Raw genomic sequence first — 25525 nt, forward strand, 5'->3', positions numbered from 1 at the left:
AGCCAACTTGACACCCGCCTGAGCCACGCCGACCAATATCAAGCCGGGTCACTTCTCAATGGAAATCCCGGGTCAGTTCCGCGCGGAAACCAACAGTAATGAGCGCATTCAGCCCGCCTGTAGGCGCATGTGGAGTAGTTCTCAACGGGGCTTTAGCGCGAGGGCGCGGGAGCGCCCTCGCTGTCGTCAGATCATGCGGTGGCCGGCTTGGTGGCGTCCTTGATGCCCTGGAGCGCCTTGACCGCGTCGCGCAGCATCGAGGTGTTGGCGTCCGCGAGCTTGGCGGCCAGGGTTGCGAGGGTCGCATCGACCTCGTCGGCGGTGGGCGCGCGGCGCGCGGTCACCGACAGCGAGGCGCGGATCACGCCGTCCTTCGAGCTGTACCTCTTGCCGTCGGCCCACCCCGTGTACCGGACGCGGCCGTGGCTCGTCGCATCGAGAGCGAAGCGGTGCCGCACCGCGGCTGCGGCGGCGGACAGCTTGCCGGAAGCCTCGATCTTGGCCTTGCCGGAGAACATGCCAACGGCCGACTTCGCCTTGTTAGCGATGTGGACCAGGGTCTCCTGGGACAGCGACACCGACTGCGGTTGGTCGATCTGGTGGCTGTAGGTGACGGTGTGCTTCTTCACATGGACAATGAACTGCGCAGACTCGATCACCCAGCCCGGCGGCAGCGTGACATGGGACTTGACGGTGAGATTGCGCTTGTCGGACCACAGGTCGATCACGTTGGGGTAGAGGAACTCCTTCACCGTCCCGATGGGGATACCGTCATTGGAGAGGATCGTGTCGTCGAAGGGGACGGAGGCGTCGAGCGCGACGCCACCGAATAGGCCTGCAGCAGCCACGCTGGTGACTGCGCCCAGTCCGCCAAGCAGCATGTTGCGCTTGGTGATTGATTTGGTCTTCATTCTGAAGCCCTCTTCCGTAGTCTTTTTTGCGGGCCAAGACTTCGTCCTCTCGACCTGATTCAACGGTACCGCGGAATCGACGACAGCGAGAACATCTTTAAGCACGGGTCACTATGCTGCCGGTTGAATGTGACTTTGGCGACACAGTGTTGCACAAGTCTGACCATGAAGAAGCGCTCCCACTACTCGGAATCTGCAGTGAAAAAAACTCTGGGCGGCTTCTCTCGTTGGCTCCGGTCACTCAAGGTGTGGTGATCGCAGGCTTGCCTGCAGTATTATGTTCTTGTTATGTTCCCATATGTCGAACTGCTGGAAGCATGACCGTCCCCTGTCGCGGGTCCAGTCCGAGGCGCATATCGCGCTGCGGGCGCAGCACCATCGACCTGCTGGATAAGTTGCGCGACCTCGAGGCGCACCGCGTCTCGCTCGCCGACTGAACGGCATGACCTTCGATCTCTCGATCTCGGTCGGGCCGCATGATGGCGACCATGATCGCCGAGTTCGAGCGCGATCTGCTGCGCGAACGGGTCCGATCAGGGCTCACCGGCACCAAGTGCGAGTGCCGAACGGAATCTCCCCAGAAGTGCCGTTTGAAAATTCCCCAGTCTGAGCGCCGATCTGCGGGGGGCATGCACCCCGCAGATCGGCGGCGGCCGAAACGTCCCACCTGCTGGCCCGCAACGGAGGGCGCGCGCAGGTGATCACACTGGAAGAGATCGTCTTGATCCACGATTTGAAGCGGCAGGGGCTCAGCGTCTCGGCCATCGCCCGCAAGCTCGACATGGACCGCAAGACGGTGCGCAAGCACCTCGAGGTCGGCATCGCGGCGCCGGCCTACAGCCCGCGCCCGGCGCAGCCCCGGCTGATCGCGCCGTTCGAGGACTACCTGAGCGCCCGCATCACCGCGCAGGCAGCTGGCCGGACCTGTCCGGCAAGCGGCTGCTGCGTGAGCTGAAAGAGCGCGGCTATCAGGGCTGCTACATGTAGGGATACCTCATGGAAAGAGGTGGCGGCCCATGGGGAGACCGCCACCTCTCGACCGCCCGCAGGGCGGCGAACCATGTTGCGATCGACCGGTCGCGGCTAGGCCGCTTCGATATCGTCTCGCGTCACGAAGACGGCTCGTCATCGACGTCCATCGTTCTCTTCTCAGCCGCCCGAGGGGCGGCGAACCGGGGTGGGCGAGGTTCGATCGCCCGTCCCACAACAGATATTGGCCCCGCTCGAAGGCGACGGAAGCGACACAAAGCGATTTTATGCGCCCGAGCTCGCGATTGTCGCTCGGCCCCCTCAGCTCTCCCCTTCGGCTGTCGTGCAGTCGGCAGGGTGGACCTGCAGCCGCTCGCCGTTCTCGCGCGCGACGACGAGCATGGGCGCCCAACGAGGCGCCAGTCCGAGATACCACACGACCTCGCTGCGCCAGCGCACACGCTCGACGCCGCCAGGAAGGCAGCGGACGCCGTCGCGGAGCTGATGGGAGGCCCAGGGAAGAAATGTGAGCCGGTCTGAGCTCTCGATGGTGGTCATAGACGTCTCCTGCGCCAACGGTCGATGGCGCGAGGATACGGGGCGGCTATGGCGTTGTGCGGCGGAAAGCGCGCGCGCAGGGAGGCAGCCGCTCTCGAATGAGGACGAGAAGGCGCCGTAGTAGCCCGATAGTCCAACCTTTCGGGGAGCAATGTTCCCTGACGGCAACCTCACCACCATCTCAGACCGAAAAGTCTTCGTGGCTTGAACAACCGGACGCGCCTTGCGTCAACGGGGAGGGAACAGGGATGAAGGACCTCGGTTCATCGGAATTCGGCGGCTTCAACGGCCGCCAGCGGATCACGGCCACCAGCACCTTGCTGACCGCCATGTCGGCGATCCGCCTTGATACCCTCGACACCGACATCAGCGATCGCCAGGCCCACGTCGTCATGCTGCTGGGTTCGCGATCGGTCATGGTCAGCGGCGGCTTCAAGCTCAAGACGATGACGGCGACCCGCTTGAACGAGCACATCCGCGACTCGTTCGACGTCAGCGACACCGCCGCCGAAGGCGACCTTAAGAAGCTGAAGGACATGGGCATCACCACCTGCGTTTCGGATCCCAACGACGGTCGTGTGCGCATCATCGCGCTCACCGAGAGCGGAGAAGCTCTCTACGAGCTCCTGGCGGACCGCATGGCCAGCCTGATCCTCGCGACCGCAAAGATGCTCGAGCGCGACGGGCCGGTGCCGAGCAACCCGCTTGAGCGCATCGCAGATTTCGTCACGGACTTCGCGCGCCGCGTCCGTGCCGCTTTCAGCGCGACCATTCTCGCCGCCTTGACGGTGCTCGCGACGCCGAGCGCGAGCGACGCCTCTGGCGCGCTGATGGTCGGGAATCCCTCCAGCGCGGAAGCCGTCTACCATGGCGACGGGAGCCTCGGGATCGAGTGGTCGTTCCCGCATGGCGCGACTTACCGTGACGTCCAGCCGCCAAATGTCAGCGCCCATTCCGGTGGGCCGACTTGGATGGCCGTCACGCAGAGCGCGTATGGATCGCTCGTCGGCCAAGATTCACACTGGGCCATCCAACCCTTGGTCGCATACAATCATGCAAATCCAGAACAGGCGTACGCCATCGAGATTGCTGATGTTCGAAAGTTCTACGAGGACGGTCTCACCGTGAACGTCGACTACGATATGAACCAAATTTTTTGGGCCAAATAGTCTGTCGATGATGTTCGCGTAGGCACTGTTTATCTTCGAGTCAGAGCGGAGGGGAATAGGCCCCTCTGATCTGGAGAGAACCCATGATCTACGGCGTCATCATCATCGGCATCCTGCTCTACTCGCAGTACGCCTACTGAGCCTCGCTCTCGAAATGAGGGCTCCTGTTCCCGGCGGCGGGCTCCGGCCCGCCGCCTTTGATTTGGCGTAGCTGTATCCGACGATTGTTTCCGACGGATACGGTTCACCCGACGTTAGGATACGGCGACTACGGTGCCTCCAGCCGCCAGCACAGGAAACGCCATGAACACCGCAATCGACCTCGCCGCCGCCGCTGAGACGCCCTGGGGGTCGCGCAGCGCGGTCCTGGAGCGCTACGCCGCAGGCGTGCGCACGCTGCTGAACTGGTGCGAGCGCAATCCCGGCAGCGGCGGCGCCCAGCGCTGCGCCCGCGTGCTCCTGGGCTGCTGGAACGGATCCGAGCATCCGATCGACCTGGCCGGCGTGTGCGATCTCAACGACGATCTGCGCGACGCCGCGGTCGACGTGCTCGTGGGCCACGCGCTCACGGGGCGTGAAGCCCACGTCTTTGGCGAAGAGGCCCGGATCAAGACCTTGGCGTCCAGGACGCCGAGCCGGCGATGAGCGGCGCCTCAACCGTGGAGGCCGGCGTCGGCCTGGGGGATCAGGGGCCGGGCGTCGAGGCGGCCCTCCAGTCGCTTCGCGTCGTGTTCGCGCAGAGCGCCCACGAGCGCGCCCGTGCGGCGCTCGTGCGCGACACCGGACCTTGGCGACTGCTGGCGCCCCACGCGCGGAGACGGCGCTTCGCCGCGTTCGAACGCTGCGCGTCCGCCCGACTGGAGCGATCCTCGCGCTACCCGTTCACCCGCGTCGACCTGCGCCTCGCGATCGCGGGCGACGAGGACCAGACCATCACGGTCGACCGCCAGGGACTGGACCTGGAGGCGGTCGGCGACGCCGACCGGCTGCGCGTCCACATCGAGGGGCGGCCCGACCCGGCCGCCGACGTGCCGCTGAGGGTCGCGCTGTGACGTCCGCCCTCGACAGGGACAAACGGGAGGACACCGCGCGCGCCGAGCTGGTGGCCGATCTTCACGCCCTCCTGGTCGCCCACGCGCAGGCTGGCGTCGGCCTGTCGCTCGAGGAGTGGCGCGTCGTTCTGAACGCGCATGCCGGCGCCTTCTCGGTGCGGCGCGCCTGGTTCAGGGAGACGACCGAGCGCCAGCTCGCCCGCATGGCCGGCGGGATCTTCGACGACGACCCCGCCAGGAACGGGCCGCTCGCCAACAAGATCGCGGCGCTGCCGCTGCCGCAGCGAATCGCGGTGCTCGACACGGTCGACCGATACTGGTTGGGCCGCACCTGGCACCTGGTTTCAGCGGAAGACCTCGCAGACTTCGGCGTCGTGTTCGCCGAGAGCGGCCACGAGAAGATCCGGGCGGCGCGCGCGCGCGGAACGGGCGCGCCGGGCCGATGACGGGTCCGTATGGGGGCGACCCCAGCGCCACCGAGGTCCTCGCGTGGAAAACACGCGAGAACCTCGTGGCGGCGGTCGACGCCGAGGCCGAGCGGCTGCGCGCGCTCGGCCTTGGCCTGCGCGATCTCGCCGGCGCCGTCGTGGAGGCGGCGTCGCGCCAGAGCGCCGGCCGGCCGGCGGAGGCGCGCATGCTGTGGCGGGAGGCGTTGCGCTACAAGCTCAAGGCGGAACTGCCCGCCGACGTCACCGCGCGCGCCCTGGCGACGGCCTGGGCCGACGCCAGGGTCGACGCCCGCGCGCCGGAGCTGATCGCCGCGGCGGGCGCTGCGGTCGTCGAGGCTTACTGGACCTGGCTCGCGGCGCGGGTGCGCAACCCCTCGACCCGGAAATCCTATCGCCTCGCCGTGGAGAGCCTGATGACGTTCTGCGTCAAGGACAGCGTCGCGCGCCTCGAGGACGTCACGCCGCGCGCAGTGGCGGCCTGGATGGAGGCGGAGACGGCGCGGCTGTCGGCGAGCACCGCCAAGAGCGCCCTCTCGGCCGTCAGGGGGATGTTCGGGGCCCTGGTGCGGGACGGGCTGCTGGAGCGCAACCCCGCGCTCGAGGTGTCGGGGCCGCGGCGCGCCGCGCGCCAGGCCGCGACGCCGGCGCTGACCGCCGAGGAGGCGCGCCGCCTGCTCGCCGCGCCCGACGTCACGTCGCTGGTCGGTCTGCGCGACCGCGCGCTGATCGCCGTCATGCTGATGAGCCTCGCGCGCGTCTCCGCCGCGGTCGGGCTGCGCCTGGGCGATCTGCGGCGCGGCGAGCGCCGGACCTGGCTGCTGCTGCGAGAGAAGCGCGGACTCCGGCTCGACGTGCCGCTGTCGACGGAGGCCAGCGCCTGGCTCGACGCCTATCTCGCCGAGGCGGGGCTCCTCGGCGCGCGCGAGGGGTGGGTGTTCCGCGCGGCGGCGGGACGCGCCGACTTGCTCGGCGAGCGGCCGCTGCAGCCGCGCAACGTCCACCACATGCTGCGCCGGCGCGCGCGCCAGGCCGGGATCGACCGGGCCTTCGGCTCCCACGCGCTCAGGGCGACCGGGATCACCCAGATGCTCGAGCGCGGCGTGCGGCTCGAGGTCGTCCAGCGCCTCGCCGGCCACGCCAGCCCCGGCACGACCCGGCTCTACGACCGCCGCTCCGACGCGGAGCTGCTCGCCGGCGTCGACACGGCCTGGCTGTGAGTGTGAGCAGGAACGCCGCCGCCGATCATGGGCTGTCCATCGCCGGGTGTTCATGGGGGTTTCGGTTCTTCGTTCCAGACGTTCCGAGTGTTCTTAGGCTTTGCAGGTCGAGGAGATCGCGCCTGCTCAGGGACTTGGCCGCGGGACAGGCCGCCGCGAGATGACGCGGCGCCCGTGCCCTGACGCCGCTCCATCGGCTTTCGATGCGCGCCAGGCGGGAAATGACGCATCCGGTCCGCCACGGGGCGGCAGCCGTCGCGCACCGGATGCGGTCCCCACGCCTCCCGGACGCGGATACCGGCGCAGCGGGATGCGCCGGGATCCGCCTGCGGATGATGCGCGGATTCCCGCGCGCCGTCCTTGAGACCGACCTCCTGCGCATCATCAAGCAGAGAGAGCCTCAATGCACTTCATCATCCCCGGTTCGGCGCTGCGCTGCGTCGCGCCGATCAGTGTCACGGCCTTCAGGACGCTGCTGGCGCTCGTCGCGTTCGATGCGACCGCGGCCGAGATGGACGAGCCCCCGGACCAGGCGATCGCGTGGCCGTTGCGCGACGTCGCGTCGGCGGCGGGGTTCTCGGCCTCGAACGCCGCGCGAACCCTGAGAGGTGCGGCATCCGAGCTCGCCGCCCATCCGTGGGTCGAAACGATCGACCTTGCCTCGGGGGCAATCGCATGGCGATTGCATCCCGCCCTGCGGCCGCGGCTGTGGTACGACGAGCCTTACCTTCGTGCGACGCTCGACGATTTTCGCGCATGTTCCGACGTGCTGGACGTGCAGCTGACCTTGGTCCATCGCCTCATCTCGGGCATGCGCCAACCGCAGGCCACCTGTACGGTCGCGACACTCCTGGCGCTGCGCGGTCTCGCGAACGATCAGGCGGGCTGGGCCGCTCTCCGGCCGGCGTTGCGCACGAGCGCACAGCGCCTGGCGACGGCGACCATGTCCCGGATCTCCGTCACCCTGCAGTCAGACGCCACCCTGACGCCGCAGGTCATGAAGCTCAGGATCGCACCCGCCAACGCCGCTCCTCCCCGAGGCTTCATGTCCGCGTCGCCGCTGGATGAGCACTGGGTCGTCTCTTCCGGCGAAGCCACGGTCCGGCGGCCGAAGGCTCGGCGCATCGTCGCCGCGCCGGCGGCTCCACCGGCCTATGCGCCGAAACTCGAGGCGCCCAATTCGACACGCCCATTGCTGAAGATCGCGCAGACGATCCGCCGGCGCGGCGTCGGCTTTGTCGACGTGCGCGTCATGCTGACCCAGCTGCTGCAGCTCCTCGACGAGCGCGCGGCCATCGCGAGACTGGACAGGATCGTCTCAGTGACCGTGAACGGCTCTATGCTGAAGATCCTGATTGAGAACGACATCAAGACCCTGTCGCAGAACGCGTCTTCCGGCGCGCAACAGCGGAGGTCGGCGATCTGACGCGCCGGGCTCACCGGATGAAATCGTCGAGAGCATCGTCCGTCATCTGCGAGGAGAGAGGCGACGGAGCCGGCGCTTTCCGGATCGGCAGACCAACCAGATCACGGTCGCAATCGCGGGTGATGTAACCGTCCAGGTCACGCAGCAGGCGCTGGCCATGTTGCGATGACGCTTCGATCAGTTTTTTCACGGCGGCGCCGAGAACGATTTTTTCGCGCGTGGCCCGTTTGCGTTCGTGCTCCCTCGCCTCGGCCTGCAGGCGCTCGATCTTGGACTTGAGGTGTTGGATCTGCTTCTCGGAACTTCGTCTTGGCATGAGACCTCCCTTTCCGGGAGGGATCTACGCCCCGAAGATCGGGGACCAAACGGCGGGATCGGCGCGCGATCCCTTCGCCCTGCAAAAGGGGGAAGGGCGCAATTATGCAAACTCCGTTTGCGGCGTCCTCCGGAGGCCCCTGCGCGGGGGGCGCGGTCCGCTACCGCGGGCCCGATCTCCCGGGCATGAAGAACCATGCCGCAGCCCATCACTCGATCACCGTGATCTCGCGCGGCAAGGGCCGCAGCGCGACCGGCGCCGCAGCCTATATCGGCGCCATGAAAATCGCCGACGACCGCGACGGCCGCGTCCACGACTACCGTCGCAAACGTGGCGTCGAGCGGGTCGAGATCGTCGGTTTTCCGGGCGACGCGGCGCAGCTCTGGAACGCCGCCGAGGCGGCCGAGACGCGGCGCAATTCGTGTGTCGCGCGCGAGACGATCCTCGCCATTCCAGCCGAGCTTTCCGAGGACCGACGCCAGGCTCTTGTCCGCGGCTATGCGCTCTGGCTGCGCGACACCTACGGCGTCGCCGCGATGACCGCGATCCATGCGCCCAGCCGCGAGGGCGACGCGCGGAACTGCCACGGCCACGTCCTCGAGACCACCCGCGCCGTCGAGCGGAAAAGTGGGGCGTTCGGCGGCAAGATCCGCCTCATGGACGACCGCAAATCTGGTCCGATCGAGGTCGAACGGCGCCGCGTCGAGTGGGCGAGGCGCGCGAACGCCGAGCTCGCCAGGATCGGCGCCGCCGCCCGCATCGACCATCGGTCGCACGCCCGCCGCGCCGCCACCGGCGACGAGCCAGCGGGGATGATCCGGGTGCGCCACCAGGGTCCGGCGCGCACCGCCGTCACCCGCAAGGCGCGGACGAACGGCGATCCGGCTCCCCCTTGGGAGGACGAACGACAGGCCGCGCTGCGGATCAACGGACAGCTGCGGGACACGTGGATGTTCCTGCGCGCCGAGCTGCGCGCCCGGGCGCGCGAAGAGGCCGATGCCAAAGCGATGACGACGCCGGCGGAGCCGGTCGCGCCAACGCCTGTTCATCCTGCGTTCCCGCGTCCGCCGAGCCCCCATGACGATCCGATGCTCGCTGCGGTGGCTGACGTGATGGCTGCCGCGCAGGGCGTCCGGGACGACGCCTGGCTCGACGCCGACGACCCGCCGCCATCCGCCGTCGCAGCAGGACAGGGGCCGCCGGGCGTCCCGCCCGACGACGACGATGAGAAACGCCTCGCCGCCCGACGCGCCAGGCGGCGATCGCGGCAGCGTTGAGAGAAACGGTGAGCCCAAGCGGTGCAATACGTCTTGCGCCTCTAAAAACAAACTTGGCGGCAAACGGTGGGACAAAGGGGTCTGTTCTTGCATCTATAAGTATTATTTGAAAGTTTTATTATAGTAGCTGCAGTAATTTATTAAGATATAATTATATTAGATAAATTTATTGAAAATTCCGTACAGAAATTTTGTCCCCGTGAACGAAATATTATCGTCTTACCATTTATAAGGGGGGGTAAGGGGGGGATAGGAGATTCCTTGCGCACGCTTTCTTGGGAAGCGCGCGCAAGGCCTCTCCCGACCATGAGAGCAGGGGAGGGAGAGACGACCCGACGATATCTGTCGGGTCGATAAAAAACGGGTGGGTGGGTGGGGGATAGGAGATTCCTTGCGCACGCTTTCTTGAGAAGCGCGCGCAAGGCCTCTCCCGACCATGAGAGCAGGGGAGGGAGAGACGACCCGACGATATCTGTCGGGTCGATAAGAAAAGGGTGGGTGGGTGGGAAGATGCCTTCCATTTTGTATTGGCGCAAAGCGTTCATGGAAGACCTCTCCCGATCATAAAGCGGGAGAGATGATCCGTCATCTCAAGATGACGGATGAACCACAGCCTGCGTGTTGGCTGTGATGTCTGATCTGACTGAGCAGCAGTCGGATCAAGCGTTGACCTGCGGCGGCCGGAGGCTGGGGCGATAGCGTTCGACGCACGCGCCGTCTGTGACGCGCGCGTCGAGCGCCACCGCCCGGTGTGAGGTGGGTGGGTGAGGCGGAGCCCGTCGTTCCTCGAGCCAAAAGGAGCGAGCCGATGCTCGACACCATGACCGCCATCGCGGCGGCGACCCCCTGGACCCAGACGCTGCAGCGCGGCGATGTGGTTCTCTTCAATTTCCCCTGCGCCGACGACGGCCCGGTGAAGGCCCGGCCCTGCCTCGTGCTCGAGGTCGGCCGCGTCGGCGACCACGCCTTCGCCGAGATCGCATACGGCACAACGGCGACCGGCAAGGCGAACAAGGGCTGGGAGATCCACATCAACCAACGCGCCGGCATGGCGATGGCCGGGCTCGACCAGCCGACCCGCTTCGTGGGCTTTCGCCGGGTGACGGTGACCCTGGACAGCACGCTCTTCCGCATACCGAGGGGTCGCAAGTCGCCGATCATCGGCCGGCTCGACGACGCCGGGCTGGAGCGGATGAACGCCGTGTGCGCCCGCATCTGGGCCAATCGCGGCATGGCCGCCGAGCGGCGCAACGAGCGCCGCGGCGTCACTGACCAGGGCGTGCCGGTCATCTGGCGCGGGGGCGCGTCCAAACTCTCCGCCACCAGCAAGGGAGCAGCGTGATGTTGGACCTCAACACCGTGATCCGCCCCCTCGACAACGAAACGGCCGAGGAGACGCGCAACGACACTGTCGAGGCGCTCGCGACCGCCTGCGCCGCCAAGACGGCACCCGACAGCGCGTACTGTTCAGGTGGCCGCGGTCTGCTGAAACGAGCGCAGCAGTCGCGGCGAGCCGGATCGGTCTGAAGAACAAGAGGCCGACGTCGATGGCTGCGGTCCTCGGATGAGACCGCAGCGCATCACCGTCCACCAGAGAGAATGAAGATTGGGGGGCAGGCGCGGTCGCCAAATGCCGCCGCCCGGATCGCGACGAAGAAGGAGGTATCCGGCCCGCGCTGGGATCTTGAGCGCCACGACGGGCGCCGCAACCGGGAGATCTCTATGTCCAACACCTCTTTGATATCCATCACCAGCGCGCCCGCCGACGACCCGGCGCGTCTGCGCGCTGCCATCGCCGATGCGGCACGGGCCTTCGCTCTCCGGCACGGCGACGCCTGCGCTATTCTATGTCGGGCCCGAGCCGGCGAGGCCGGCGCGGCCGTCGCCTGGGCCGCGCTCGACATGCTCGCGGACGGCGCGATCCATCCCGCCGCGGCGCCGCTCGCCGAGGTCGCGGCCCTCCTCGACGCGCACCCGCGTCCGGGCGCCGCGCGGCGCGCCTTCCGCGCCCTCGTCGCGCTGACCGAAACGCTGGCCGACGCGGAACTCACGACGATCTGCGCGGCGACCGGGGCCGACCAAACCTCCCCGTCGGACGCGGGCCAGCCCCGGGCTGCCTGAGGCCTGACCGCCGACGCCCTCCTCGCCACAAGCGGTGGGGGCGCTTGAAGCCGGCGCGTCCTGCGTCGGCACTGGGAGGGAGGTCTCCGTGCCTATCACCAACATTGCTGCCCACAGCTCGGCGGGCGTTTCGGTCGCTCAGCTTCGCGCGAGCTACGCGACCGGGTTTCGCATCGCCGCGCCGCGGTTCGTCATGACGAAGAAGCGCGCGCTGCACAAAGCGCTGGAGGGCGCCGTCAGCGACGACGTCCAGTGCCAGATCAGCCGCCTGCTCAAGCCCCTGCTGAGCGCCGTGGCGCTCACCGACGAACTCCGGCGCGACCTCGACGACGCCGCGCGCGTGATCGCTTCGATCGCCCGCGTTCACCGTCGCGACATCGTCATCGGGCGCGCCTGCGCCGATGCCCTGACCGGGATCGGTCGGCTGATCGAGATCGGCGAGATCGCCGCTGGCCTCGTCGATCCGCCCGAACCGCGCGCCGCCTGAGCGGTCGCCGCCCGTGCGCGGGCGGCGCTTGACCCCGCGCCATGGTGGCGTGGGCACACAGCGTCGGAGAGAATCGATGCAACATACACAGCTCGTCGTGTGCCAAGACCCGAAGGCGACCCTGATCGAGGAGTTTCGCAGTGCGGTGGACGCCGGTCGCGTCTGGGCGGCGCGCGCCGCCGCTGAGATGCCGCAGCAGCACATGGCTGACGATGCCGCCAAGGCGCTCGGCGAGTTCGCCGCCCGCGCCTCGACCCGAGACCTGCTCGACGAGGCCGCGCCGACTGAGGCGCGCTGCCTAGCGGGCGCGCTCAAGCAGGTTGCGGCCAGCCTTTCAGACGATCCGTCTGACGCCGCATACATGGCGTGCGCGCTGCTGCGCGAGCACGCAGAGGCGCTCACCGCCCTGGCCGACAAGATCGACGCAGCATTCGATCTGCACCGGGCCATTGTGACGGCGGCCAAGATCTCTTGATCACTTCGTGTTGGCATTCTACCGGGCCCTCAGTCTTCATGAGGGTCCGGTTCGCTGTAGCCCGCCACCTTCTTAGCATTCTGCGTTTTCAGTATTTTCGACTATGGGTTCATATGAAGCTCGTTTGAGCTTTCGCGTCAAGCGATATTTTTTCTGCTATTTCCATCACTCTGGCGCTATGAGATTTATCCACCGCTCTTCTTCTATCTTCTATAGATTCACTCTTCTGTGGATTTTCTCGCATATTTTGCAGTACGTTATCCGGCGAAAGCTTACCTATCGGGCGGTTCACTCTTACCTTTGGGGCGGTTTTGCCTTACCTATCGGGCGGTTCAACCTTACCTTTGGGGCGGTTTGATATCTGAGCCGCAATATCTGGTGGACAGCTGGCAAACTCTTACCGTATCACTTATCCACAGGTAAGAGCAGTGAGTTCGCCGATGACGAACCGCCCAAAAGGTAAGACTTCAGCGAATCGGTTGCGAACACTCGATCTGCGCCCGGTCCATGGCGAGATGATCAAGCCTGCGGAGTTGATCGATGTTCACGGTGCTACGGCGCTCACGCTTTCGGCGCGACGTCTCTACAATCTTCTAATCGCCCATGCATTCGGGCCTGACATGGGCCGTGAGGGCTCGGAATGGACTATTGAAATTGCGGCCCTGCGTGGAACGCACGATAGTAATGATAGACTTGAGGATAGTATTCTTGCGTTGATGAAAACCATCGTCACTGTAGAACTGGCGGATGGTCGTACGCGGCGCGTGGCGCTTTTGGGTGGCAACGATATGGGTGACCCGGATCGACCGCGCGGCGCCCTCACCTATGCTTTCGATAAGCGCCTCGCGCCGCTTCTGCGTGAGAGCACGGTGTTCGGCAAGCTCGAGCTTGAGGTCATGCGCGCCTTCTCGACGAAATATGCGCTGGCGCTTTATGAGGCCGTGGCTCGGCGGGTGAGGTTGTCCCAAGTCTTCAGTGAGGATTTCTCGTTGGAGGCGTTCCGCGATCTGCTTGGAGTCGCAGATGGACGGCTGGCGACGTACAGCAACCTCAAGCTCAAGGCGATCACACCGGCAGTGTTGGAGGTCAATGCACTGGCTTCCTTTGGTTGCAAGGTCGAGCCGAGAAAGACTGGTCGCATGGTGACGGGCGTGCGCCTGTCATGGTGGCGGAAGTCTGTGGGCGAGATGAAGGAGGCCTACGCCGAGATCCGCCGCCCCCGCGTCGGTCGAAAGGCGCGGGTGCGTAAGAGCGTCGAGACAGTAACAATCCCACATCCCTTGCTTCCTTTGTAGTCATGTAACCATTAAATGGGGTTCCTATGAATCGCAAACTTGATGGGCTGAGACACCTGTCTGCGCTATGATACATCCATGATCTCTTATCGGGATATCATCGTGATCGAGCCGGGCAAGCGTGGTGGCCGCCCGGTTATCCGAGGTTCCCGGATTTCCGTCGGTGACGTGCTGGGCTGGTTGTCCTCGGGCATGACGACCGCGAACGTTATTTCCGACTTTCCCGAACTGACGGAAGCCGACGTGCAGGCCGCTCTCGCCTACGCAGCTGATCGCGAGCGCCGCACCTTGATCGCCGCCGAGTGAAGCTGCTGTTCGACCAGAATCTCAGCTTCAAACTGTGCGATCGGCTGTCTGACCTTTTCCCCGGTTCCAGCCAGGCTCGTCTCGCAGGCCTCGACCGGGCCGATGACCGGACGCTCTGGGCTCATGCCGGGACGCATGGCTTCGTTCTTGTCTCCCAGGACGCCGATTTCGCCGACATGGCAACTCTCTATGGGCCACCGCCGAAGGTGATCTGGCTGCGTGGGGGCAATCGTTCGACTGAAGCCGTCGAAGCTGTTCTGCGCCGGCACGCGACGTTGATCGCAACCTTCGACGCGGAAGACGCGGCGGCATGCCTCGAAATCGCATGACGCTCTGGATTGTCATGATCCCATATTCCTATGAACCGAGGTGAGCATGAACCTGTGCCACTCGGTTCCTTGTATGATAGCTTTTTACAGAGCAACGAACCTATCGAGGCGTACATGAGCATCGTCACCATCGCCACGAGCAAAGGCGGCGCGGGCAAGACGACCGCGGCCCAGATTCTCTCGGGGCAGATTGCCGCACGCGGTCATCGCGTCGCCGCGATCGATGCCGACTACAACCATTCGTTGGCCGACTGGGTGCAGGCCTTCGATCTGCCTATCACCATCCACCGTGAGCTCGACGAGTCACGCCTCATCGGGCTCGCGGAGGAGCTGGAGGCCTCCCACGACCTGCTGGTGATCGACACTGCCGGCGCTGCGATGCAGGCGACTGTGTTCGCCATCGGCTGCGCGGACCTTGTCCTCGTGCCCTGCCAGCTCTCCAGCGCCGACGTGGTCGAGGCCGCGAAGACGCGTCAATTGGTCGAAAGCGCCGCGAAGATGGCGCGCCGCGACATCCTCGTGCGCGCAGTGCTGACGGACTATCAGGTCGGCACACACATCGGCGCCCATGTCGAGCGCGAGCTACAGGCCTGCGGGCTTGAGGCGCTGCCGACGCGACTGCACCGTCTGGTCGCTTTCAAAGAAATGACCTTCAACGGCGTCGTGCCAACCAAGGGCCCCGCCGGCGCCCAAGCCGATGGTCTGATTGCAGATGTGGCCGCGCTCGGCGTATTGCCCTTTCTTTCCATGAAGCGGGCTTCATAGGAAAACAGTGATGGCCAACACCAAGAATCTTCGCAGCGTCGCGACCGCGTTGGCGCCCATGGCCAAGGGTCTTCCGACCCAGAACGTCGTCGCACCTCGCCCAGCGGCGGCGGGCGAGGTCGAGCCAGTGGTGCAGTTCTCGTTCGCCCTGCGCAAAGCCCAGCGCAAGCAGCTGATGCGGCTGGCGGACGATGCCGACATGACCATGCGGGCTTTCATCCTGGAGGCGCTGAAGGCGAAAGGGCTTGAGGTGACAGACGAGGACCTGCTGGATCTGCGAAAGAAGGGGTAGGGTGCTGTGCCGTGCGGCCCCATGAGCGCCCACGATATGGAGCGTGTCTGTTGAACGATTTGGATACCGAGGCGGATACTTGTCGGAAGGTCATTACACCCCGCCTACAGGCCGTGGGCTGGGAGCGCTCGCCTCATCAGATTCAGGAACAACGGATCATCACGCCAGGCCGCATCCTGTTCGCAAAGGGCGGAACGCGACGCGGTCGTCGAAAGCGCCTCGACTATCTCCTGCGCTATGCGCCTGATGTGCCAATCGCCGTCGTGGAGGCGAAGGCGAGCTACAAGACGGCGGCAGAGGGCATGCAGCAGGCCAAACTCTACGCGAGCATGCTCGGTGTGAAGTTCGCCTACGCCACCAACGGCGCTGACATCTTCGAGTTCGACGCCTTCACCGGGGTTGAAACCAAACGCCCTGACTTCCCGCCGCCAGCCGAACTCTGGGACCGCCAGAAGGCCGGTCTGGCGCTCAAGCCAGAGGGTGAGGAGATCGTCCTGACGCCTGGACGCCCGGACCCCGAGCAGCCCCTGCGCTATTATCAGGAGGCGGCCGTCCTACGCGCCGTGGAGTCGATCGCGGCGGGCAGGCGCCGCACGCTCCTCACTCTCTGCACGGGTGCGGGGAAAACGCCGATCGCCTTCCACATCGCGTGGCGTCTCCACCAGGCGCGATGGACGGCCATGCCTGGTCGGCTCCGCGCCCGGATCCTGTTTCTCGCCGACCGCGACGTGCTGGTGAAGGACCCCCAGAACCGGCACTTCGCCCCGTTCGGCGAGGGCCGTCACAGGATCCTCGGCGGGCGGGCGCCGGGCTCGCGCGAGGTGTTTTTCGCCACCTATCAGGCGCTGCTCGGCGAAGGACCCGACGCGACGCCCTTCGCCGGCCTGCCGCGCGATTTCTTCGACCTGATCATTGTGGACGAATGCCACCGCGGCAGCTCGCGGGACGAGAGCGCATGGCGCACGATCCTCACCCACTTCTCGGCGGCCGCGCAGCTCGGCATGACGGCGACGCCCCTTCATGAAGACGCGCGCGACACCTATGCCTATTTCGGCACCCCGCTCTACACCTACTCCCTCCGTCAGGGCATCGACGATGGCTATCTCGCACCCTACAAGGTTCGCCGCGTGGTCACCGACTTCGACGCAACCGGCTGGCGTCCGACTGCGGGCGAGCTCGACAGGTTCGGCCAAGAGATCCCCGACGAGGAGTATCAGACGAAGGACTTCGAGCGGGTCGTCGCCCTTCGCGCCCGCACCGAAGCCATCGCACGCCATCTGACCGATTTCCTGCGCGCCACCGATCCCTACGCCAAGACGCTCGTGTTCTGCGTCGATCAGGAACATGCGGACGAGATGCGTCGTGCGCTCAGCAATCTGAACGCCGATCTCATGGCGCGCGATCCTGATTGGGTCTGCCGCGTCACTGCTGACGAGGGCGACGTCGGACGAACGCACCTCGATCACTTCCAAGACATCGATCAACGAACGCCAACCATCCTGACGACGTCGCAAATGCTGACTACCGGCGTCGATGCACCAACCGTACGGAACGTCGTTCTGGCGCGTGTGATCGGCTCGATGAGCGAGTTCAAGCAGATCATCGGCCGCGGCACGCGCGTCCGCGAGGACTATGGCAAAACCTGGTTCACGATCCTGGACTACACGGGGACCGCCACCGCGAAGTTCGCAGACCCTGATTTCGACGGTGATCCGGTGGCCGTGACCATCGACACCATCGACCCTGAAACCGGCGCGACGACCAGTACGGAGGACGAGCCGGCCGAAGACCAGTCTGAGACCGGCGACGGGGCTGGAGAGGGCGGAGTCATTCCGCCTGGCGACGGGGTTGGAGAGGGCGGAGTCCTCCCGCCCGGCGGCGGCGGCGGTGGCGGGCGCATCAAATACTACGTTGACAGCGGCGAAGCCGAGATCGTGGTCGATATCGAGACGGAGCTCGACGGCGACGGCAAACTGGTCACGCGTCGCGTGGTCGAGAAGACGAGCGACATCGTCCGCACGCTCTATCCGACGCCCATAGCGCTTCGAACTGCCTGGGGCCTTCCGGACAAACGCCGCGCGGTGGCGGAGGCGCTCGCTGCGCGCGGTCTCGACGTCAGCGAGCTGGCCGAGGCCGCAGGCCAGCCGGACGCCGATCCCTTCGATCTGCTATGCCATGTCGCCTGGGGCACGCCCCCCCGCACGAGGCGCGAGCGCGCCGAGGCGCTGAAGCGGCGCAAGCCCGCAGTGTTCGAGCGCTTCGGAGACGACGCGCGCGCCGTCCTCGATGCGCTGCTCGACCGCTACGAGGCCGGCGGCCCGGACGAGCTTGACCTGCCCGAAGCGTTGAAGATCGGTGCTCTCTCTGCGATGGGGAACACATCTGAGATCGCCGCGCGGTTCGGCGGGCCCGACAAGCTCCGCGAGGCCGTCATCGAGCTCCAGCAGGAAATCTACGCCGCCTGAGAGGCGGGCAGGGGGGGCACATGGCGCGAGCACGAAAGCCGAAGGTCGAGGCCAAACCGCGCACGACGGCGCAGCGGCTCGACGCGATCATCAAGGCGGCGCGCAACCGGCTGCGCAAGGACAAGGGCCTCGACGGCGACACGGACCGCCTGCCGCTCCTCTCCTGGCTGATGTTCCTCAAGCTGCTCGACGACGTCGAGCAGATGCGCGAGTCCGATGCGGTGATGAGGGGCAAGCCCTTCGACCCAGTCATCGGCGCGCCCTATCGCTGGCGCGACTGGGCGGCGCCGGCAGACGGGCTCACCGGCGACGATCTTCTGCGCTTCCTGACGGCCGAAACCGACGCCCTGCTACCCGATGGAACCCAAGGGCAAGGCCTGTTCCGCACCCTGCGCGGTCTGCGCGCCGAGGGCGTGCGCGACCGCCGCAGCGTGGTCGCGACGGTTTTCGAAGGGGTCCAGCTCAAGGCCCGCTCAGGCCACATCCTGCGCGAGGTGGTGGAGCAGATCGACGGCATCCACTTCAACGCCTCGCAGGAGGTGTTCCAGCTCTCGCGGCTCTACGAGGGGATCCTGCGCCAGCTGCGCGACGCCGCCGGCGCGGCGGGCGAGTTCTACACGCCGCGCCCGGTGGTGCGCTTCATGGTCAAGGCGCTCGACCCGAAGCTCGGCGAGGTGGTCGAGGACCCCGCCTGCGGCACCGGTGGATTTCTGGTCGAGGCCTTCACCCACCTAAACGAGCAGCGGAAGACGATCGAAGACGAACGCATCCTTCAGAACGAGAGCATCAGGGGAGGGGAGGCCAAGCCGCTGCCCTTCCTCCTCGGCCAGATGAATCTGCTCCTTCACGGGCTCGACGCGCCCGAGATCGACCCCGGAAACGCCCTGCGCCACAAGCTCACCGAGATCGGCGACGGCCAGCGCGTCGACGTGATCCTCTCCAACCCGCCTTTCGGCGGCGAGGAGGAGACCGGAGTCTTGGGCAACTTCCCGACCGACCGGCGGACGTCGGAGACAGCGCTCCTGTTCCTGCAGCTGATCATGCGCAAGCTGCACCGCGGTGGGCGGGGCAGGGCGGCCGTGATCGTGCCCAACGGCACGCTGTTCGAGGGCGGCGTCGCGGCCCGCATCAAGGCCGATCTGCTGGAGAAATGCGACCTGCGGGCGATCATCCGCCTGCCGGAGGGCACCTTCGCCCCCTACACTGATATCCCCGCCAACGTCATGATCTTCGCCACAGGCGGCCCGACGCGCCGCGTCGCCTACTGGCAGCAGCCCTTGCCGGAGGGGCGGAGAAAATACACCAAGACTCAGCCCATGCTGGACGAGGAACTGGACGACGCCCTGGCCTGGTTCCGCGCCGGCTTCCCCGAGGACCCGCGCGCCTGGATGGTGGACGCCGCGCGGCTGATCGAGCGCGACGCCGAGGGCAAGGTGCTGGCCTGCAACCTCGACCTCAAGAACCCCAGTATCGTGGTCGAGGAGGATCACCGCGCCCCAGCCGAGATCGTCGCCGCCGCGCTGGCGCATGAGCGCGAGGCGCTGCGCCTGCTGGAGGAGGTGCGGGCGCTGGTGGAGCGGGCGGCGTGACGGCCTCGCGCTGGCCCATGGTGGCGCTGGGGGAGGTGCTGCGGCCGAACCAGAACTGGATCGAGATCGAACCCGATACAGCCTACCAACAGGTCACCGTGAAGCTTTGGGGCAAAGGCGTCGTTCAACGGGCCGTTGTTGAGGGGTCAGATATCGCCGCATCGACACAGGTTCGCATAAAGGCCGGCCAGTTCATCGCATCGAGGATCGATGCGCGGCACGGGGCTTTCGGCCTCGTCCCTGACTGTTTGGACGGGGCGGTGGTCTCTGGTGACTTTCCCTGCTTCGACGTCGACGAGGACCGCCTCATCGCCGGTTACCTGCATTGGATTAGTCGCACCGATGAGTTTGTCGCCCTCGCGCGCGCGGGGAGCGAAGGATCGACCAACCGCGTCCGTCTCAAGGAGCGCCGCTTTCTCCTTCAAGAAATTCCCCTCCCGCCGCTCGAGGAGCAGCGGCGGATCGTTGCACAGCTGGACGAGGCGGCGGAGCGGATCGCCCGGCGCGCCGCCGCGGCGCAGGCCATGGAAGCCGAGCTGGCCGCCACCCTCCGCGCCGCCTTTCGCGCCGCGGCAGGAGACCGACGGGCGCGCTTTGGCGACCTGATGAGATTGCGACCGACCGACACGGTCGTTCAGCCAACCACCTCATACGCGTTCGCCGGCGTCTACTCCTTCGCCCGCGGGGTCTTCCGCAGCGTCGTCAAGCAAGGCGCTGAGACTTCCTATGAGCGCCTGACAAAGCTGCGCACCGGCGATTTCGTGTATCCCAAGCTCATGGCGTGGGAGGGTGCGTTCGGCCTGGTTCCCGAGTCATGCGACGGCTGCTTCGTGACGCCCGAGTTTCCGGTCTTTGAAGTTGACGAGGACGCGGTCGCGCCAGAGCTCATCGAGCTCCACTTTCGTGACTCAGCCAACTGGCCGAAGTCGACCGGCACGAACATGCGGCGGAAACGGATCAAGCCCGACCTGTTCCTCGCGCTCGAGATGCCGCTTCCACCTCGTGACGCCCAGCGCGCGCTTGCCGCGGCATGTGCGCGCGCGAATGCCGCCCTGGCCGCGCAGCGCGCCGCAACGACTGAGCTCGACCAGCTCCTCCCCGCCATGCTCCACGAGATGTTTGGCGTGAGAACCGACGCCGCCCCGCTCGCCGCGGAATGATCGCGCTATGACGCTGGGTTCCTATGATCCAATATTGCGAGGCTCGCTTTCGATCATCACGAGTTCACGCCGCTCGGCGGCGCCCCGACAGGTACGCCGCCTTGCGCGGCCGCCATTCCGCTGGGCCGAGATTGCGGCTTGTTCCGCAACGTCGGCCTATCACGAGGCCAGCATCTTCGGGGCGGATGCGCCATAGACGGGCGAGATGCGGGTCAAGACCTTTGGCAAGATAGAGCTTCAGGCCTTCCGCGTGGGTAATTGGCTGAACGTCGATGGCCGTGGCGGGGATCAGCGCTGCGGTGATGCGCTGGGCGACCCACTTTTGCAGGGCGGCGACGAAGCGCTCTTGGTTCCCGGGACTGATATGGACCATCCAGTGGACGTGGGCGTGTCCATAGGGAGCCTCGACCACCCATGCGTAGGTCGGCGGGCCATTCGAAGCACCGTTCTGACCACGCGGCGTGTAGCGTGACCACCGCTGAAAGTGCCGTTCGCGAAGCGCTTGGAAAGCCGTTGATGCTGCGTCGTGACCGATGTCCATGAGCCAGAAGCTCAATGTTACGTGCGTATTGAGCGGCCGGCCGATGGCGGCGGCCGTCCGGGCGCTGTGCAGCAGGGACGCGCCGGCTTTGCGTTTGATGAACGAGGTTGGGCGGTGCATTTGGCGAACTCCATTTTGTAGGCAACGGGCGCACAGCTACTAACAATGGGGAGTCGCCCTCGGTGTTCTTGTTATACCCCATGATGGGCTGTTCGTGAAGTTGGTGACGCCGCCGCTTTCTGAGGGAAGGCGAAGAAGCGGCCCGTCAGCTCTCTCCTTCCGCAGTCTCGCATTCAGCGGGATGGACAAGGAGCCGCTCGCCGTCCTCGCGCGCGACGACCAACATGGGTGGCCGGGCGCCAGCGCGGCCGAGATACCAGAGGACCTCGCTGCGCCACTGGACGCGCTCGATGGCGCCGGGCAAGCAGACGACGCCGTCGCCGAGTCGATGAGAGGGCAGATCCAGGGTGACGAACTCGTCGTCGGTCTCGGTCGTGATCATGGGGGCCTCCGTCGCCAGGTTTCGGTGGCGCAAGGATGCCGACAGGAGACGTATGAGCGACATGGGTGTCAAAAAAACCGCGACATGAATGTCGTCTCCTCTAAACAGATATATTGATTCATATTCTAATCGCTGCTAATGTTCACCCATGCTCACGATTCGCAACTCGCCATCGCCTCAGCCGCAGTCGGCTCCTCCAGCCCCGGAGGGGTCCAGCGACGCGCAGTCTGCGGTCTACGCGAAGTTCCGCGAGGCCGTCGTCGGCGGCTTCCAGGCCGTCCCCGACATCCTGCTGAAGCAACAGGACCAGCTGGGGCTCACGCCGACTGACATGCTCGTGCTGCTGAACATCACGATGCACTGGTGGTATCCGCAGCAGAAGCCGTTCCCGCGCGCGACGACTATCGCGCGCCGCATGGGCGTCGCGCAGCGCACGGTGCAGCGCTCGATCAGGAACCTCGAACAGCTCGGCTATCTGAGCCGCGAGAAGGACGGGAAGGGGCGCATGGTCCTGGACCCCGAACCTCTCGTGCAGCGGCTCTGCGAGCTGGTGAAGAACGACCCGGACTACGCCTACCGTAGCCGGGCAAGAGACGGAGGGGAGCCGACCGGGTCCAACCAGCCGGCTCCGTTCTGAGGGCTCCAGCGCAAACCGCCGGGCTTCCACCCCCCGGCGGCGGATCCCCCTCAGGCGTCTCCTGACCCCGGCGCGTGGGCGCGCCGGGGTCTCCCCTTATGTAGGCACGACAGCGCATCTCCGACAATCGGATCATGACGTCCGGCCGCTCAGGCGGCCGACCTCTCCTCGCCGTGGTAGGCCTTCCAGACGCGCTCCATCTCCTGCGCGACAAACGCGTCGTCGTCGTCCCACTCGAAGCCGAGTTCGCGCGCCAGGTCGAAGAAGGCCGGGCTCGGCCGGGTCGTGCCGCCGGTCTTCCGGTGGACGAGCACCGAAAGCAGGATCCCATGCGCCTCCTCCGTCGCGGTCTCGTCGTAGCTTGCGCGCGAGATGTCGCCGAGGATCGCGCCGATGAGCTCGCGGTCGCGCGGCATTCTGGTGGACATGCCGACGAGGCTCATCACGGGCTCGTAGAAGACCGTGCCGCGGTCGGCTGCCACGCCTCCAAGATAGGACCGGATCCGGGCGTTGACTTCTTCCTGGCCACGCCGGTGCTCGATCAGGGCCGAGGCGAGGACGTGTCGCGCGGCTGCGATCTTCACGGTGGCCAGGCGCCCATCCTTGATCCGGCCGTCGATCGCTGGCCGGGAGAGCCCGAGCGCTTCGGCCGCCATTTTCTTGGACACGATCGCCAGTCCGGGATCTCCAGCGAGCGCGTCGAGATAGGCGCCGATGTCGGTGAAGATGTGTTTCGCATTGCTCATGCTGCTTCCTCTCTGAGGGCCATTTAGGGAACCGCATCCGCTTATGCGATTTCTTTTCTCTGCTTAGCAAATCCGTCAGCAGAGCACAACGCTAATGTTGCGCTTTCTATGGTTGAATTTTATATCCGATAATGTCCTTTATCATGTAGAAAGGTCTGCGGCTCATGGTGGCCTTCGACAGCACGAAGGAGACAGCCCCATGACGATCCGCGAGGAGATCGAGCGCCGCCACGCCCAAGACGTACGGGCGCTGCCCGACTGGTGCGAAAGCGATCCTGGCCCCGAGAGCGCCGAACGCTGCGTCCGCGTGGCGCACGAAGCCAATGCCCCCACAGGCCAGCCCATCAATGCGGGCGGGCTCGGCGACGCGACGCGCGGGCTGGTCATGCCGCGGCGCATGCTCCGCCACAGCGTCCGTGTGGCGCGGGGCGAGCTTGCGCCGCCGCGGGGCGATGCGAACGAAAGCTGCTACCTCTGCGCCGGCATATTGGATCAGGCGAGACGTCTCCGGGACCAGGCTCGGCGCGTCGAAGCGGCGCTCCCGGCGCATCTCCGCCTTGAGGTGGAGAAGGAGATCGCCGAAGCGGTCGCCGTCGCCGCCGAACGGCGGGACACGGTTTCCGAGACGGCGGCGGGATCAGGACCGCAGAAGGGTCAAGGGCTCTATGATCCGCTGCCGACCTGCGAAGGTTCGGGCTCGATCGCGGGCGCCTGCCGCGCCGTCATCCTTGGCTGGGTGAGCCCAAAGGGTGCGATCCCGGACGACTACGGGAGAGAAGACGAGGAGCGTGCGATCGTCATCGCGCTCGCCTTCGGCAAGCCCGACCTGCTGCCAAGAGGCGTCGCCGACACCCGGTCGGCTTGGCGGCGGATGAGATACGCGCATCGGTGCGTCGTGGACGCGGCGGCGCGGGCGTTCTGGCTCGGCGGAGGGATCGACGATCCAACCGACGACGAGCCGATGACGACGTCTCGGCCCTTCCAGGGCGACGCGGCGCTCGACGAGAACGCGCCGGAGGCGGCGGCCTGCCGGGAGGTCCTGGCCGGCGCGGCGCCGGCGAGGGCGGCGCGGAAGGCCGGGCCCAGAGCGGCTCTCGTAATCGGTCTGGCGTTCGGCCGCGCCGATCTTCTGCCGGAACCCGGGATGAGCTTTCGCAGCGTCTGGCGGACGCTCGATCGCCGCGAGCGTCGCCTCGTAGACGCCGCGGCGCGCGCCGCATGGCCGGCGCGAAGCGAGCCCCTCGTCGAAGGCTGGTGGTGAAGGCGTCGCCGCCAGGGCCGCCGGCGACCAGTCGCGCCGCGCCATCGATGCCGACGCTGGTCTTGACGGCGGGCGTGGAAGCTCAGGCGCGCTACTGGGAGTTCTTCGGGGCGACGATCCGCAGCCGGCACACGCGCCGCGCCTATCGGCGGGCGATCGAGGACTTCCTCGGCTTCTGCGCTGACCGCGGCGCGGAAAACCTGGTCGACCTGACGCCGCTCCATGTCGGCGCCTGGGTCGAGGGCCTCGGCCGAACGCACGAGCCGGCGACCGTCAAGGCGCGGCTCGCCGCCGTCCGGTCCTACGGTGACTGGATCACGGCGAGCCACATCATTCCCTACAATCCCGCGGCGCCGGTGCGCGGCCCGCGCCACGTCGTGCGGCGGGGCAACACGCCTGCGCTTTCGCGCGAGGACGCGCGCCGCCTCGTCCAGGCGATCGACGTTTCGAGCGTGGTCGGGCTCCGCGACCGCGCGCTTGTCGGCGTCATGCTCTACGCGCTGGCGCGCGTCGGCGCCGCCGTCGGCCTGCGCGTCGGCGATCTCGAGCGGCGCGAGCGCGCGCTCTGGCTCCGGCTGCGCGAGAAGGGCGGCCGGATCCACGAGACGCCGGCGAGCCGTGCGCTCGAGGGCTGGCTTCTCGAGTATGTCGAGGCGGCGGGCATCGCGGAGGATCGGGCGGGGCCGCTCTTCCGCTCCACGACGGGCCGCTCGAGATCCCTCACGCCGCGGCCGCTTCTCGCGAGAAACGCCTACGACATGATCCGCCGCCGGACGCGCGACGCCGGGCTCGACGCGGAGATCGGCTGCCATTCGCTGCGCGCGACGGGGATCACGCTCTTCCTCGACGCCGGCGGCGCGCTCGAGACGGCGCAGGCCCTGGCGGGGCACGCGAGTCCGCGCACGACGCAGCTCTACGACCGCCGCGGCGACGCAATCGCCGTCGCAGAGGTCGAGCGGATCGTCCTGTAGGTGTAGCTGATTGCAATCATCCGTGACTGTGCTCGCGAACAAGGCGATTTTCAGCTCACATTAGTTGGGTTCACGCAATATAACGGGCAGAAATATCCGCGAACAAAGGATGAGCATCACGCTGCAGCTCTTAGACGTAATGAGTGTTGATTTCCACGCGGAACTGACCCGGGAAGCGGCCCAATTTCCACTGAGATCTGACCCATGTGACCCACCCCCCAGAGCCATGCTCGACGGGG

Annotated in this window: 29 protein-coding genes and 1 pseudogene; 24 read left to right on the top strand and 6 right to left on the bottom strand. The window is 66.4% G+C overall.

The genetic code is table 11. The annotated features are described in order from the left end of the window. Nucleotides 1-191: 191 nt before the first annotated feature. The gene (locus BLW43_RS20675) at nt 192-911 is read right to left on the bottom strand and encodes a hypothetical protein (protein ID WP_093256382.1); all 720 of its coding nucleotides are present in this window, start codon (nt 909-911) and stop codon (nt 192-194) included. 697 nt (nt 912-1608) lie between these two features. Between BLW43_RS20675 and BLW43_RS20680 the strand changes: the two are divergent. Then, a pseudogene (locus tag BLW43_RS20680) lies at nt 1609-1892 on the top strand (helix-turn-helix domain-containing protein); the annotation flags it as partial. A gap of 309 nt (nt 1893-2201) precedes the next feature. On the opposite strand, the gene BLW43_RS20685 reads toward BLW43_RS20680, so the two are convergent. After that, nucleotides 2202-2438: a hypothetical protein gene (locus BLW43_RS20685; RefSeq protein WP_093256385.1), complete on the bottom strand. Its 237-nt coding sequence runs from the start codon at nt 2436-2438 to the stop codon at nt 2202-2204. Nucleotides 2439-2686: 248 nt separating this feature from the next. On the opposite strand from BLW43_RS20685, the gene BLW43_RS20690 reads away from it, so the two are divergent. The 6 genes from BLW43_RS20690 to BLW43_RS20715 all read left to right on the top strand — a co-directional run bounded on the left by BLW43_RS20690 (nt 2687) and on the right by BLW43_RS20715 (nt 7751). Next, nucleotides 2687-3607, top strand: coding sequence for a helix-turn-helix domain-containing protein (locus tag BLW43_RS20690; RefSeq protein ID WP_093256386.1), 921 nt, complete (start codon nt 2687-2689; stop codon nt 3605-3607). 303 nt (nt 3608-3910) lie between these two features. Further along, entirely contained in the window at nt 3911-4252 is a 342-nt protein-coding gene (locus tag BLW43_RS20695; RefSeq protein ID WP_093256388.1) for a DUF7673 family protein, read from the top strand. Further along, entirely contained in the window at nt 4249-4659 is a 411-nt protein-coding gene (locus BLW43_RS20700) for a hypothetical protein (RefSeq protein WP_093256389.1), read from the top strand. The genes BLW43_RS20695 and BLW43_RS20700 overlap by 4 nt, the downstream gene beginning before the upstream one ends. After that, nucleotides 4656-5105 carry a hypothetical protein gene (locus BLW43_RS20705; protein WP_093256391.1) on the top strand — a complete coding sequence of 150 codons (450 nt, stop codon included), beginning with the start codon at nt 4656-4658 and terminating at the stop codon, nt 5103-5105. The genes BLW43_RS20700 and BLW43_RS20705 overlap by 4 nt, the downstream gene beginning before the upstream one ends. After that, nucleotides 5102-6325, top strand: coding sequence for a tyrosine-type recombinase/integrase (locus tag BLW43_RS20710; protein ID WP_093256392.1), 1224 nt, complete (start codon nt 5102-5104; stop codon nt 6323-6325). Before BLW43_RS20705 ends, BLW43_RS20710 begins: the two co-directional genes overlap by 4 nt. 403 nt (nt 6326-6728) lie before the next feature. Beyond that, nucleotides 6729-7751 (top strand): hypothetical protein, encoded by a 1023-nt coding sequence (locus BLW43_RS20715; RefSeq protein WP_093256394.1) that lies wholly within the window; start codon nt 6729-6731, stop codon nt 7749-7751. A 10-nt stretch (nt 7752-7761) separates the two neighbouring features. Here the strand turns inward: BLW43_RS20715 and BLW43_RS20720 are convergent, their stop codons facing one another. Further along, nucleotides 7762-8067: a hypothetical protein gene (locus BLW43_RS20720; protein WP_093256395.1), complete on the bottom strand. Its 306-nt coding sequence runs from the start codon at nt 8065-8067 to the stop codon at nt 7762-7764. Nucleotides 8068-8252: 185 nt separating this feature from the next. Here BLW43_RS20720 and BLW43_RS20725 point away from each other — a divergent pair, with 185 nt between their 5' ends. The 14 genes from BLW43_RS20725 (at nt 8253) to BLW43_RS20790 (ending at nt 20628) form a co-directional block, all read left to right on the top strand. Then, nucleotides 8253-9344 (top strand): MobA/MobL family protein, encoded by a 1092-nt coding sequence (locus tag BLW43_RS20725; RefSeq protein ID WP_175479036.1) that lies wholly within the window; start codon nt 8253-8255, stop codon nt 9342-9344. A gap of 808 nt (nt 9345-10152) precedes the next feature. Continuing rightward, a complete protein-coding gene (locus BLW43_RS20730) occupies nt 10153-10686 on the top strand; it encodes a hypothetical protein (protein WP_093256399.1) in 534 nt (177 codons plus the stop codon). Further along, a complete protein-coding gene (locus tag BLW43_RS20735) occupies nt 10686-10871 on the top strand; it encodes a hypothetical protein (RefSeq protein WP_093256400.1) in 186 nt (61 codons plus the stop codon). Before BLW43_RS20730 ends, BLW43_RS20735 begins: the two co-directional genes overlap by 1 nt. 72 nt (nt 10872-10943) lie before the next feature. Further along, nucleotides 10944-11465, top strand: a complete 522-nt coding sequence (locus BLW43_RS20740; protein WP_093256402.1) for a hypothetical protein — start codon at nt 10944-10946, stop codon at nt 11463-11465. Between the two features lie 88 nt (nt 11466-11553). Next, a complete protein-coding gene (locus tag BLW43_RS20745) occupies nt 11554-11952 on the top strand; it encodes a hypothetical protein (RefSeq protein WP_093256404.1) in 399 nt (132 codons plus the stop codon). Between the two features lie 202 nt (nt 11953-12154). Next, nucleotides 12155-12427: a hypothetical protein gene (locus BLW43_RS20750; RefSeq protein WP_139284176.1), complete on the top strand. Its 273-nt coding sequence runs from the start codon at nt 12155-12157 to the stop codon at nt 12425-12427. A 440-nt stretch (nt 12428-12867) separates the two neighbouring features. Further along, a complete protein-coding gene (locus tag BLW43_RS20755) occupies nt 12868-13722 on the top strand; it encodes a replication initiation protein (protein ID WP_093256408.1) in 855 nt (284 codons plus the stop codon). Nucleotides 13723-13800: 78 nt separating this feature from the next. After that, the gene (locus BLW43_RS20760; protein ID WP_217632264.1) at nt 13801-14028 is read left to right on the top strand and encodes a DUF433 domain-containing protein; all 228 of its coding nucleotides are present in this window, start codon (nt 13801-13803) and stop codon (nt 14026-14028) included. Then, nucleotides 14025-14357 (top strand): DUF5615 family PIN-like protein, encoded by a 333-nt coding sequence (locus tag BLW43_RS20765; protein ID WP_093256410.1) that lies wholly within the window; start codon nt 14025-14027, stop codon nt 14355-14357. Before BLW43_RS20760 ends, BLW43_RS20765 begins: the two co-directional genes overlap by 4 nt. Before the next feature lie 114 nt (nt 14358-14471). Continuing rightward, nucleotides 14472-15122 carry a ParA family protein gene (locus BLW43_RS20770; RefSeq protein ID WP_175479037.1) on the top strand — a complete coding sequence of 217 codons (651 nt, stop codon included), beginning with the start codon at nt 14472-14474 and terminating at the stop codon, nt 15120-15122. Nucleotides 15123-15132: 10 nt separating this feature from the next. Beyond that, the gene (locus tag BLW43_RS20775; RefSeq protein ID WP_093256414.1) at nt 15133-15414 is read left to right on the top strand and encodes a hypothetical protein; all 282 of its coding nucleotides are present in this window, start codon (nt 15133-15135) and stop codon (nt 15412-15414) included. Nucleotides 15415-15464: 50 nt separating this feature from the next. Further along, the gene (hsdR, locus tag BLW43_RS20780; protein WP_217632265.1) at nt 15465-17879 is read left to right on the top strand and encodes an EcoAI/FtnUII family type I restriction enzme subunit R; all 2415 of its coding nucleotides are present in this window, start codon (nt 15465-15467) and stop codon (nt 17877-17879) included. Between the two features lie 20 nt (nt 17880-17899). After that, nucleotides 17900-19468 (top strand): class I SAM-dependent DNA methyltransferase, encoded by a 1569-nt coding sequence (locus BLW43_RS20785; RefSeq protein WP_093256416.1) that lies wholly within the window; start codon nt 17900-17902, stop codon nt 19466-19468. Then, nucleotides 19465-20628, top strand: coding sequence for a restriction endonuclease subunit S domain-containing protein (locus BLW43_RS20790; protein WP_093256418.1), 1164 nt, complete (start codon nt 19465-19467; stop codon nt 20626-20628). The genes BLW43_RS20785 and BLW43_RS20790 overlap by 4 nt, the downstream gene beginning before the upstream one ends. A gap of 64 nt (nt 20629-20692) precedes the next feature. Here the strand turns inward: BLW43_RS20790 and BLW43_RS23175 are convergent, their stop codons facing one another. Both BLW43_RS23175 and BLW43_RS20795 read right to left on the bottom strand, forming a co-directional pair. Continuing rightward, nucleotides 20693-21289, bottom strand: a complete 597-nt coding sequence (locus tag BLW43_RS23175) for a hypothetical protein (protein ID WP_139284177.1) — start codon at nt 21287-21289, stop codon at nt 20693-20695. Between the two features lie 145 nt (nt 21290-21434). Beyond that, on the bottom strand, nt 21435-21671 hold the full coding sequence (locus BLW43_RS20795) for a hypothetical protein (protein ID WP_139284178.1): 237 nt from the start codon (nt 21669-21671) through the stop codon (nt 21435-21437). Between the two features lie 148 nt (nt 21672-21819). Between BLW43_RS20795 and BLW43_RS20800 the strand changes: the two genes are divergently transcribed. Then, complete coding sequence (locus BLW43_RS20800; protein WP_093256422.1) at nt 21820-22308, top strand: helix-turn-helix domain-containing protein; 489 nt, start codon at nt 21820-21822, stop codon at nt 22306-22308. Between the two features lie 149 nt (nt 22309-22457). Here the strand turns inward: BLW43_RS20800 and BLW43_RS20805 are convergent, their stop codons facing one another. Beyond that, nucleotides 22458-23054, bottom strand: coding sequence for a hypothetical protein (locus BLW43_RS20805; RefSeq protein ID WP_093256424.1), 597 nt, complete (start codon nt 23052-23054; stop codon nt 22458-22460). Between the two features lie 199 nt (nt 23055-23253). On the opposite strand from BLW43_RS20805, the gene BLW43_RS20810 reads away from it, so the two are divergent. Together BLW43_RS20810 and BLW43_RS20815 are read left to right on the top strand one after the other, a co-directional pair. Further along, nucleotides 23254-24315 (top strand): hypothetical protein, encoded by a 1062-nt coding sequence (locus BLW43_RS20810; protein WP_093256426.1) that lies wholly within the window; start codon nt 23254-23256, stop codon nt 24313-24315. A 47-nt stretch (nt 24316-24362) separates the two neighbouring features. Then, the gene (locus BLW43_RS20815) at nt 24363-25286 is read left to right on the top strand and encodes a tyrosine-type recombinase/integrase (RefSeq protein ID WP_217632266.1); all 924 of its coding nucleotides are present in this window, start codon (nt 24363-24365) and stop codon (nt 25284-25286) included. The last annotated feature ends 239 nt before the right edge of the window (nt 25287-25525 follow it).

Origin of the sequence: Rubrimonas cliftonensis (assembly GCF_900107585.1) — a bacterium.
Taxonomy (GTDB): domain Bacteria; phylum Pseudomonadota; class Alphaproteobacteria; order Rhodobacterales; family Rhodobacteraceae; genus Rubrimonas; species Rubrimonas cliftonensis.